9 protein-coding genes are annotated in these 12,218 nt (G+C 39.1%); 4 read left to right on the forward strand and 5 right to left on the reverse strand.

Annotated elements, in window-relative coordinates:
* The 4 genes from Q1K78_RS15685 to Q1K78_RS15700 form a co-directional block, all read left to right on the forward strand.
* A partial coding sequence (locus tag Q1K78_RS15685; protein ID WP_300180963.1) for an RluA family pseudouridine synthase occupies positions 1-1,095 on the forward strand: 1,095 nt, incomplete at its 5' end.
* A 171-nt stretch (positions 1,096-1,266) separates the two neighbouring features.
* Positions 1,267-2,346, forward strand: a complete 1,080-nt coding sequence (rodA, locus tag Q1K78_RS15690; protein WP_300180966.1) for a rod shape-determining protein RodA — start codon at positions 1,267-1,269, stop codon at positions 2,344-2,346.
* Positions 2,347-2,461: 115 nt separating this feature from the next.
* Positions 2,462-3,685, forward strand: coding sequence for a sodium/glutamate symporter (gltS, locus tag Q1K78_RS15695; protein WP_300180969.1), 1,224 nt, complete (start codon positions 2,462-2,464; stop codon positions 3,683-3,685).
* 188 nt (positions 3,686-3,873) lie between these two features.
* Positions 3,874-4,539: a DedA family protein gene (locus tag Q1K78_RS15700; protein WP_300180973.1), complete on the forward strand. Its 666-nt coding sequence runs from the start codon at positions 3,874-3,876 to the stop codon at positions 4,537-4,539.
* Positions 4,540-4,628: 89 nt separating this feature from the next.
* Here Q1K78_RS15700 and gnd read toward each other — a convergent pair whose 3' ends face one another.
* The 5 genes from gnd to potE form a co-directional block, all read right to left on the reverse strand.
* Positions 4,629-6,077: a decarboxylating NADP(+)-dependent phosphogluconate dehydrogenase gene (gnd, locus tag Q1K78_RS15705; RefSeq protein ID WP_300180976.1), complete on the reverse strand. Its 1,449-nt coding sequence runs from the start codon at positions 6,075-6,077 to the stop codon at positions 4,629-4,631.
* A 27-nt stretch (positions 6,078-6,104) separates the two neighbouring features.
* The gene (gene pgl / locus Q1K78_RS15710; RefSeq protein ID WP_300180979.1) at positions 6,105-6,821 is read right to left on the reverse strand and encodes a 6-phosphogluconolactonase; all 717 of its coding nucleotides are present in this window, start codon (positions 6,819-6,821) and stop codon (positions 6,105-6,107) included.
* The gene (zwf, locus tag Q1K78_RS15715) at positions 6,818-8,320 is read right to left on the reverse strand and encodes a glucose-6-phosphate dehydrogenase (RefSeq protein ID WP_300180982.1); all 1,503 of its coding nucleotides are present in this window, start codon (positions 8,318-8,320) and stop codon (positions 6,818-6,820) included. The genes pgl and zwf overlap by 4 nt, the downstream gene beginning before the upstream one ends.
* A 203-nt stretch (positions 8,321-8,523) precedes the next feature.
* On the reverse strand, positions 8,524-10,815 hold the full coding sequence (gene adiA / locus Q1K78_RS15720; protein ID WP_300180985.1) for an arginine decarboxylase: 2,292 nt from the start codon (positions 10,813-10,815) through the stop codon (positions 8,524-8,526).
* 59 nt (positions 10,816-10,874) lie between these two features.
* Positions 10,875-12,197: a putrescine-ornithine antiporter gene (gene potE, locus Q1K78_RS15725; protein WP_300180988.1), complete on the reverse strand. Its 1,323-nt coding sequence runs from the start codon at positions 12,195-12,197 to the stop codon at positions 10,875-10,877.
* Positions 12,198-12,218: the final 21 nt, after the last annotated feature.

A 12,218-nucleotide genomic window follows, 5' to 3' on the forward strand; every position in this document is an offset into this window, starting at 1 on the left:
GAAAAACGTGACTTAAAAGCATTAAAGCTGCATTGGAAAGAGACGATTGCTGAGTTAACAGAACAACATAACAAACAGATTGAAGTTATTAAATCAAAGAAAGCAAAGCAAACAGCATTAATTAAAGAGTTAAAGCTGGCATCATTGAAGTCATGCACATTTCTAAATCATTATGGCTTATCAAAAAGCCTATTTGAGTTGTTTAGTAAGCATGATTCAAAAACAAATGATCAAGACCCTATCTCATATTCAAGTGAGCAGAATTTACCAAAACTATTACAAACCGCATTTAAAATGGGTTACGTACCATTAGCTCTAGGGGAATTTTGGTGGGGTTCCGCCCCTTATGATCAAATTCGTCAACATAAAAACATATACCCTGCCAGTCAAAGTAAGTGTTTTGAAATCATCGAACATATGCTTGATGGTATTAATGTTGATGAAAGCCCTCTAGAACAAACACCGTCTTATGGCAAAGAACTTGGGATTGTTTATGAAGACGACGTCATGGTCGTAGTGAATAAGCCAGCAGAGTTTTTATCTGTACCAGGTAAATATATCACTGACTCTGTTCAATCTCGTATTCAAGCGCGTTATCCAAATGCAACCGGTCCATTAATTGTTCACCGTTTAGATATGTCGACCTCTGGTTTACTGGTTCTCACGCTAACACCAGAAACCAATAAAAATATACAAAAACAGTTTATTGAACGTACCGTAGAAAAACGCTACACCGCTTTGCTTGAGGGTAATATCGACTCAGCACATGGCGTTATCCATTTACCTCTGGCGGGAGATCTTGAGGATAGACCTCGTCAAATGGTATGTCACGAACATGGGCGCAGTGCAGAGACTGCTTATCAAGTACTTTCACACAACAATAACCGAACTAAAGTTTATCTTTATCCTAAAACAGGCCGAACTCATCAGTTGCGCGTTCACTGTGCTCATCAAGCGGGGTTAAATACGCCAATTGTTGGTGATGACCTATATGGATTCACAGATCAACGATTACACCTACACGCTGGATATTTAAAATTACGTCACCCTATTACGAATATCGAAATGGAATTTGAAGTAGATGCTGAATTTTAATCTTACTTATTACCAAGAAAAATTAATAAATGTTCGGATCATTATGTCAATAAATGGGTTAAATAAGGGATAAAGGTTGATTTATTCTATAAAAGGGGTAATTTCACAAGCCTGTAAATTTGAATATAAAGTCCCACTCCAGTAGCTACCACTGGTATGTATGAGAAATATATGTTTAAGCACCTCCCTAGAGTTGACTACCCACTGCTAATCGCTATATCACTATTAATATTACTCGGCACCTTCACTGTCTGGAGTGCCAGTGGTTTTAGTGAACCTATGCTAGAGCGTCATCTGATCCGCGCCGTTATCGCTATCGGTTGTATTATCGTGATGTCTGCAATACAGCCTAGAACCTACGAACGTATCACTCCTTATCTCTATGCTTTAGCGGTTATTCTCCTATTAGGCGTGATCCTTGTGGGCGATAGTACTAATGGCTCTCAGCGCTGGCTTATTATTGGCCCAATCCGATTCCAACCATCCGAACTAGTTAAAGTTGCAGTTCCATTAATGGTGGCGTGGATCTTAGTTGCTGAAGCGGGTCGTCCTGATATTAAAAAGATCATCATCTGCTTACTGATTACCGCGATCCCTGCTGGTTTAATCTTTATTCAACCCGATCTTGATGGCGCTATTTTTACTATTATCTATGCACTATTCGTTCTTTATTTTGCAGGGATGAGTTGGAAGATAATTGGATCTTTTCTCGGTGGAATTGCCGTTATTATCCCTCTTTTATGGGTCTTTGTTATGGAGGCTTATCAGAAAAAACGAGTGACTCAATTTCTTGACCCTGAATCTGACCCTCTTGGTGCTGGTTACCAAATCATTCAATCGTTAATCGCAGTTGGATCTGGCGGCATGCGCGGTAAAGGGTGGACAAATGCCACTCAAGGACAACTTGGCTTTATCCCTGAAAGCCATACCGATTTCATTTTCTCTACTTATGCCGAAGAGTGGGGATTTTTTGGTTGCGCATTTTTACTTAGCCTTTATCTCTTTATTACCGGCCGCGTTATTTGGTTAGCTTACCAATGTGAATCACCGTTTAATCGCTTAGTCAGCAGTACATTTGCATTAAGTTTCTTTTTGTATGCGTTTATTAACATAGGAATGGTTACAGGTTTACTTCCGGTGATGGGCAGCCCTCTTCCTTTCTTTAGTTACGGAGGAACGGCGATGATCACTCAAGGTATTTGTTTTGGTATTATAATGTCTCTCTGTTTACAAAAAACTTATAAACCATAAATCAGATATAATTTTGAATATAATGAATATTTATAGTGACTTTATAAAAAAGTTGTCATAATCTCGATCTATCTTCGTCACACCCATCGGTTTGATATTACATTTCGAGCTACCTATGACAAACACACTATCTATCGGCGCATTAGAATCTTTTCTAATCGCCATTTCAGTGCTTTCCCTTGGCCACTTTATCAACTCTAAAATTGGGGTATTTAAAAAATACAATATCCCAGAACCTATTGTTGGTGGCCTAATTGTTGCGTTTTCTATTACCCTTTTGCATTTTCAAGGTGTCAGTATTGAGTTTTCACTGCCACTACAAAATACATTCATGCTGATGTTTTTTAGTACTGTCGGCCTTGCTGCTAACTACACCCAATTAGTCAAAGGCGGTGCTAAGGTTTTCTTATTTTTAGCGGTCGCTTCTTTTTATATCCTCATTCAAAATGCAGTAGGTGTAGGCCTAGCCAGTGCAATGGGGCTAGACCCATTATTAGGATTGATTGCAGGCTCAATCACCTTATCTGGTGGGCATGGGACAGGCGCTGCTTGGTCACAGACTTTTGCCGAGAACTATAATTTAAACACAATGGAGCTGGCTATGGCTTCTGCTACCTTTGGTTTAATTATGGGTGGGCTGATAGGTAGCCCTATCGCTCAAAAGTTAATCCAAAAGCACAAGCTAGAATCAGAATATGGCACTGATGTCGACACACATACCCGCTTCCCTGAGCTAATCACTTACAATGACCGAGAAGAAGATAAAATCACGGCCAAAAAAGTCGTTGAAATGCTGTTTATCTTATTAGTTTGCGTTGCGGGATCTCAGTACTTAAGTCAATTTGTAAGCAGCTTTGGTATTGCTTGGCTTAATATTCCAGATTTCGTCTATGCGCTATTTATTGGGGTATTTATTACTAATATCTTTGAAATCACCAAGGTTCGTAAGATCGACACCGAAACGGTTGATATTCTCGGCACCGTATCTTTATCGTTATTCTTAGCCATGGCGCTTATGAGTTTGAAGTTATGGAATATCTTTGATCTTGCTATTCCATTTTTGGTTATTTTAACTATTCAAACGATTGTCTTAGCTCTTTTCTCTTACTTTATTACCTTCCGTATTATGGGATCAAACTATGATGCAGCAGTAATGGTAGGTGGTCATTGCGGATTTGGATTAGGGGCGACACCAACAGCAGTTATGAATATGGGTTCTCTAGTTTCTCGCTTTGGTCCTTCTCCACAAGCCTTTATGGTTGTGCCTATTGTTGGGGCTTTCTTTATCGATATTACCAATTTAATCATACTTCAGGCTTACATTAGCTTTATTGGTTGAATACCATTACAAATCAATTAGTAAACCTCATAGGGATTGGAGCGATAGTCATTCAATCTCTATGAAAAAACCTATTATGAACTTTTTATGACAGTGAAGTTTTATAGTGACTTTATCAAGCACTTACCTTACTCTCGATACACTTATCTCAATAAGCTAACGGCTTATTTTTCGTCTGGAGAATGGCGATGTTTGATTCATTTCTTTCGATTCTAACGGCTCTTTGGCAACAAGATTTTACCCTATTACAAAATCCAAATAGCGTCACTATGATTTACTTCTGTCTTATTTTATTTATTTGGCTAGAGAGTGCTTTTATTCCTGCGGCTCCCCTTCCATGCGACAGTGTCGTTATTCTTTCTGGTTCACTTGCTGCTGCAAATGTGATCAGCTATCCAGTTATTGTTTCTGGTCTTATCATGGCTGCGGCTATTGGCAGTCAGTTGGCATTTATTCAAGGTCGTTGGTTACATAAATTTCCTACGATTAAGAAATGGATAAATGCAGTACCACCACATCGTTTACAAACAGTTGATTCTTTATTGACGAGACATGGCTTAATTGCTTTATTCGTAGCTCGTTTTATTCCTGTTGTGCGCCCTCTTTTACCGCTAATGATGGGATTAAGAATGCAGAAAACAGCACGTTTTCATTATTTTGCATGGATAAGTGCGATTATTTGGATTTTATTACTGACAGGCTTTGGTTACTCATTATCTTTCTTACCAGAAAAGATCTCAAAATACATAACAATGGTATTAATGGCTGCACCGGTGATCACCTTAACCATAGCTATTGGCAGTTTTATTAGTGGCTACTGCGTAAAAAGATATAGAAACAAACGCATTATTTAATTCATTAGATTCCATAACCTACAAAAAAGCCCTTAGCTTATAATAAGTTAAGGGCTTTTTGTTAGGTATCAGTATCTATACTTTTACGATTATACGTCGTAAGTTGTTGATGCTGTATTACCGCCTGTACCAGTCCAGTTTGTGTGGAAGAATTCACCACGTGGACGGTCAGTACGCTCATAAGTGTGAGCACCGAAGTAGTCACGTTGAGCTTGTAAAAGGTTCGCAGGTAAACGAGCTGTTGTATAACCATCTAGGAACGTTAAAGCAGAAGTCATACAAGGCATTGGGATACCTGACTCCATTGACTTAGATGCAACTTTACGCCATGCAGCCATACAGTTATCCAAGATACCTTTGAAGTAAGCATCTGATCCTAGGAATGCGATCTCTGAGTTTGCTTCATAAGCATCACGAATGTTACCTAGGAATGCAGAGCGGATGATACAACCACCACGCCACATTAGAGCAACGTTACCGTAGTTTAGATCCCAACCATTTTCGTTCGACGCTTCACGCATGAGCATGAAACCTTGAGCGTAAGAGATGATTTTAGAAGCCAATAGTGCTTGACGAACTGCATCAACCCATTCTTGCTTATCACCTTCAATTGGTGCGATTGTCTTACCAAACAGCAGCTCAGCTTCAACACGTTGATCTTTAAGTGCAGATAGGCAACGAGAGAATACAGATTCAGTGATTAGCGTTAGTGGGATACCCATGTCTAGCGCGTTAATACCAGTCCACTTACCAGTACCTTTTTGGCCTGCTGTGTCTAGGATCTTCTCAACTAGCGCTTCACCATCTTCATCTTTGTAACCAAGGATGTCAGCAGTAATTTCTACTAGGTAGCTGTCTAGCTCAGTTTTATTCCAATCTGCAAATACAGCCTGCATTTCATCAGAATTCATACCAAGACCATCTTTCATGAACTGGTATGCTTCAGTGATAAGCTGCATGTCACCGTATTCGATGCCATTGTGAACCATCTTAACGAAGTGACCAGCACCGTCGTTACCAACCCAATCACAACAAGGCTCACCCGCTTCAGTTTTCGCTGAGATACCTTGGAAAATAGGCTTAACGGCTTCCCATGCTTCAGGAGAACCACCAGGCATGATAGAAGGACCAAAACGAGCGCCTTCTTCACCACCAGAAACACCAGTACCAATGAAGTGAATGCCTTTCTCACGAAGAGCCGCAACACGACGATTAGTGTCTGGGAAGTTAGTGTTACCGCCATCAATAATGATGTCGCCTTTGTCTAGAAGTGGAACTAACTTGTCGATGAACGTATCTACAACGTCACCAGCACGTACCATTAGCATCACTTTACGTGGCGCTTCTAGTTTCTCAACTAGCTCTTCTAAAGTGTAAGCACCTACAATGTTAGTTCCTTTCGCTGGGCCTTCTAGAAACTCGTCTACTTTAGCTGCAGTACGGTTGTGAGCCACAACGTTGAAGCCGTGGTCATTCATGTTTAGGATAAGGTTTTGGCCCATTACTGCTAAGCCGATTACACCGATATCACCTTTCATTTTTTATCTCCTTGCGGCTAATCGCGACTATGCGATTGCGCTTGCTGCATCTGAATCTAGGAACCACTCTGTTTCACCAGTCTTTGACTGAATTTTTGCTGCCGGATAAGGCAACTCTGAAGCAGGTGTAGTATGAATTTCTTTAACTATCTCAACTTTTCCAGCACCCAGTACTAGGTAGCTGATTCGTTGTGCGGCTTCCAAAACTTTCGCTGTTTTAGAAACACGGATTTGACCTGACTCTGGGTGAGATGCCAAAACAGACAGATTCTCATCTTGGTAATTAGTCACACCAGGAAACAGTGACGCGGTGTGCCCATCTGCACCAACACCTAACAGGATCCAATCAAAAACAGGCGTGCCATTTTCTGTTGGGATCACATCAGCCATTTCTTTAGCGAAACGTTCTGCTTCTGCTTTTGGCTCGTCTTCACCACGAATACGGTGAATATTTTCAGCCGGTAAATTCACTTGGCTAAATAGAAGTGTGTTTGCTTCACCGTAATTGCTTTCCGCATCATCCGGTGCAACACATCGCTCATCGCCCCACCAAAAATGAAGATTATTCCACTGAATACCTTCAGCATAAGGCGCTTGTGCCAATAGTTTAAATAGCATTTTAGGTGTACTACCACCTGATAATGAAATATGAACAGCATGTCCCTGTTCACTATACGCTTTCATTTCGTTAGCTAAGTTCTCAACCACTAATTCTGGCGTATCAAAAATCTTATGATTCATCATAGTTCACAGTAATCCGTATCTGTTAAGTTTTTGCATGGAAAACGCCATGCGCGGCCATCACGTTGAAGCAATTCATTCGCTTCTTGCGGGCCCCAAGTACCACAAGCATAACCAAATAATGATTGTGGATCTTGCTTAAAGTCTAAAATAGGTTGTACGTATTTCCAACATGCTTCTACCGCATCGGTACGAGCAAATAAGGTTGCATCACCATTTAATGCATCAAGAAGTAGACGCTCGTATGCCGTTAGCATTTGAGATTCTTGAAGATCAGAATATGAGAAATTCATCTTCACTTCTTTTGCTTTAAAGCCAGCACCCGGCTCTTTTAAACCAAAGCTCATCTGAATACCTTCATCCGGTTGAATACGGATAATCAGCTTATTTTCAGGTGCATTTTGTCCAAATACTGGGTGTGGTGTATTTTTAAAGTGAATAACAATTTCAGTGACTCGAGTCGGCAAACGCTTACCAGTACGGACATAAAATGGCACGCCATTCCAACGCCAGTTGTTAATATACGCTTTTAATCCAATGTAGGTTTCAGTACGAGAATCATCAGCAACCCCATTCTCTTCACGGTAACCCGCTAGTTGCTGACCACGAACATCTGATGCAGTGTATTGACCCAATACTAAATCATTACGTAAATTTTCTTCTTCTAGTGGTTTCAAACATTGAAGAACTTTAACCACTTCATCACGAATTGAATCGGCATTGATTTGTGCTGGCGGCTCCATTCCTACCATTGCTAATACTTGAAGCAAATGATTTTGGAACATGTCACGTACCGCACCTGAGCCATCGTAATAACCACCACGCTCTTCAACCCCAAGAAACTCTGCACCCGTGATTTCAACATAATCGATGAAGTTACGGTTCCATAAAGGTTCGAACATGGCATTAGAGAAACGGAGAACTAATAGATTTTGAACCGTTTCTTTACCTAGATAATGGTCAATACGGTTGATTTCGTGTTCTTGGAAGTGATGATGGATCTCTTTATCAAGGCTCTGTGCTGATTCAAGATCATAACCAAATGGTTTTTCAATGATAAGTCGCTTCCAGCCATTGGCTTCACCATTTAGGCCATGAGCCGCTAAGCAAGAAGGTATTACGCCATAAAGACTTGGCGGAGTTGCTAAATAGAAAAGTGTATTTTGCTGTTCTAGTTGATATTTTTCAGCTAACTGATCTAACTTAACTTTAAGCTTACTATAATCATTAACGTCTGACGTATTTACTGCTTGATAATGAAGGTGTTCACAAAATGCAGTTAATATTTCAGGATCAGTCTTTTCCATTTTTTGCAAAGAGAGCTTCATTTTTTCTCGATACGACTCATCGTCATATTGAGTTCGACTAACACCCAAAATAGAAAAAGATTTAGAAAGTTGGTTACTCGCGTACAGATGATATAAAGCAGGAATTAGCTTACGGTAAGTAAGATCTCCCGAAGCGCCAAAAATCACAATGGTATTGTTGTCCGAAATTGTCATTATTTCTCTATCCGATACACAGTAAAGTATGCGCGTATAATAGAAAAAAAAATAGCTAATTACTAGTTAGTTTTAGCTATTGAATCAATAGTTAAAACAAATCAATCAATCAGACCTATCTCTTTAAATAAAAAATGTTCTAATTAATAAAAAAGCCACTACATTATAATATGTTAGTGGCTTCTTTGATAATAATACTGCCGTTATTTTTTTAAACACATGACGTAGTATTGGCCCTCTTTTACTTCTGTTCCTTCAGTTTCATGTTCCAATCCTGGAAACTCTTTATCCCAAACTTCTAAACTTCTAAGATACCCGATTTGAGGACTTTCACTGCCACCGAAGCTTTCACCTGACATTAACATCGGTATTCCAGGTGGATAAGGAATAACCGCATTCGCTGCTACTCTATTTTCTAATTTTGAAGAGGCAACCATTTCAATATTATTATCTACAATTGCCTCAAATGCTGATCTTGGTGTTATTATCGCCTCAGGTAATGTTGAATACGCTGCATTCAGTTTATCCGACGGCGTATGTAATTTAAGATAAGAGAACATTTTGTCACCTAAATCTTTTATTCCCATATGACCGTATATTTCTGGATATTCAGTAACTAAATCAGGCAGAACTGATTTGAGCGAAGTATTACTGTCGTAGTGCCTTTTAAAACTCAACAATGTATTAACAAGCGTTGCCCATTTACCTTTTGTAATACCCATTGAGAACAAAAACATTATTTGAAAATCAGTGGTTCTCGTTGGAACTATGCCAAATCGAGTTAAGTACTGAGTTACTATAGCAGCAGGAACACCTGTATCTAATAAACGACCATCATCGCCCATACCAGGAGCTAATATGCTTACTTTTATTGGATCTAGCATACACCAATCGCTTGCAATATCATCAAACCCATGCCATTTATCACCAGGCTTCATCATCCAAAAATCTTGTGTTTCAGCAAGTAAATTGGGATCCGCGACTTCAAACGGTATTTCTTTTCCAGTGTCCGGTTCAATGATCGTTTCCGCATTCCATGGTTTAAAGAACCAATCATTATCTGCTTCAAATTCACGGAATAATCGCCCCATAGCTTGACGGTAATCCACCGCTTCTCTAATCACTTCTTGAGTTAACGAATACCCTTTATTTCCGGCCATTTGCGATACCGCAATATCATTCGATGCACTAATAGCATACAAAGGAGATGTCGTTGCATGCATCATATAAGCTTGATTAAAGCGTTGGAAATCAATAGCATCTTTACCATGACGAACATGAATCCATGATGCTTGCGATAAACCATTTAATAATTTATGCGTAGAATGAGTAGCAAAAACCGTTGGTGAATCATGTGACTCAACAGGCTCCCCCCGCATCGCAAAATGATTTTCATAAATTGGATTAAAACGAGCATAACCATACCAAGCTTCATCAAAATGAAGTCGATTACTGCTTTTACCTAATATATCTTGTACACGTTTAGCGTTATAACACAGACCATCATAAGTACAATTTGTTATTACTGCGTAAACAGGCTGCTGCTCTGCATGATCTTTTGTTAATAAACTTTCTTTTGCACGAGTCTTTATTGCCGCTTGTTCCATTTGTTCTGGATAAATAGGACCAATAATTCCATAACGGTTTCTTGTTGGGAGTAAATAAATAGGAAGAGCACCTGAAAGCATCAGGCCTTGTTCAATGGATTTATGACAATTTCGGTCACAAATAGCTAAGCTATTTTCTTTCATACAGATTTGCATAATCGTTCGATTAGCACCAGAGGTTCCAGTTACCAATGAATAGGATTTGTTGGCACCAAATACTTCCGCTGCAAATGATTCACTATCTCCAAAGTATCCGGTATGATCTAGAAGTGAACCTAACGATCCTCGCTCTATTCCCATATCAGAACGGAATAGCCCTTCTCCATAATAGTGATAAAAGCGTTGACCCGCTGGTGTTTTAGTAAACCCTATTCCACCTTGGTGCCCAGGGGCTGCCCATGAATATTCATGAACATCATCATATTTCATCATTGCCGACATCAAAGGTGGTAAGAGTTGATCCCTATATCGGTCCATAGCTGCGACAGATCGTCCGACAATGAAATCTGCTGTGTCTTCAAGGATCCAAGCAAACTCATCCACACGTGACATTAATTCTCGATTAACCATTAGAGTAGTCTTTTTTCTTTCTGCCAATAAAAAAACAGGTACTCCTTCTTGACGTTGATTTAATTTATCAATTAATTGAAAAAAAATTTCATTTTCATCTTGTTGCTGCCCAGTCATTCTTGACGCTAGCATTAAACAATCTACCGCAATGTTGGCATTCAATATTGAATAACAATCATCAAATGAAGACGCTATAGTGACATGCACTCCTTCATTATTAAATTCCTCAAGCAGACGATTTAATGCACTTTTAATTACTCCTCCCTCAATTGAATCATTAAAAATTAATGCTCTTTTTTGTTTTCCATAGTTCTTCATTCCTTATTTCCTTCATATTAGGGAATATTTGATTTTTATCGCAACCTTAATGTATTACTTCATATTTTTTCTTGTTCTACCAACTGTTCTTTACTTGCAATAAACCCATAAAATAAGTAGCCAAATAGAGTTATAACCACACCATAATAAACAGCTTCAGTTCCTGTAGCATAGGCACCATAAATACTATAAACCACTGCAATTGTTCCCAAGAAAATACTAACTTTATATTCTTTGGATTCAACATTACTTTCACGAAGAATAACGCCTAAAGCAGTCAAAGATAAAATATATGGCACCATATTAATAAATACAGCCAAATCGACTAAAATATTAAACTGTTTCAATAATGTAGGTGATATTGTCATTATGGCTAAGGTTATCTCCAACCCAAGCATAATTAGCATCCCTTTTACTGGAGCTTCAAATTTATTTACTTCTGAAAAAACTTTCGGAAAAAGATTAATTTCAGCGGCGGCTTTTGATACTTGAGCATTTGTAAATTGCCAACCTAAAAGAGAACCTAAACACGCAATGATAGCTAAAACTGTAATAACATTACCAATAAATGGATTAAACATTTGCGAGAACACTAAACCAAATGGAGCATCCGACTTCGATAATAATTCATTAGGTACGATCCCTTGAATAACAGTGGTCGATGCAATATAGGTAATTGCCGAAAATACAGTTGCAAGCATGCATGCTAACGGTACATTTCGTTTTGGATTATCTACGGCGCCTGAATTGGCTCCTGCAGATTCTATGCCTAAAAAAGCCCATAGCGTTAATGCGATACCTGAGGATATTGCAGACATGGTTGGTATATCATGTGGGTTCCAGCCTTCAGCAAAAATCTTAGTATCAAACCAAAACCAGCCAATAATTGATACCCCTAGCACAGGGATAATGACCCCCCAGACTGTCACAGAAGAAATGGCACCTGTAATTTTTGCACCTCTAATATTGCAGAGTAATGTCACGATTAAAATCGTAACCACACCAACGAAATTATGCATTGGTGTCTCTTTTAGCCACGGAAAAAATGTCTCAAGATAGCCAACGGTAGTGACAGAAATAGCCACAGCGCTAATAACAAGGCAAACATAATAAGTATATGATGCTATAAAAAAGCCAGATTTACCATGTGCTTTTTTCGCATAAGCCGACATACCACCATCTTCGGTACAATACATACCACATTTAGAAAATACATAAGCAATACAAAGTGCACCAATCGCTGTTATTCCCCAAGCTAATAAAGCAATACCTCCGGTTGCCGCTAAACTTGATGGGAGCAATATAATACCGGAACCCATCATATTTACTGTCACAATGGTTGTTAGTCCCATTAACCCCATCTTATTTGAACCTGTGCTCATATTATTATCCCTCAACTTAAG

The organism is uncultured Aliivibrio sp. (assembly GCF_946479765.1).
Lineage (GTDB): Bacteria > Pseudomonadota > Gammaproteobacteria > Enterobacterales > Vibrionaceae > Aliivibrio.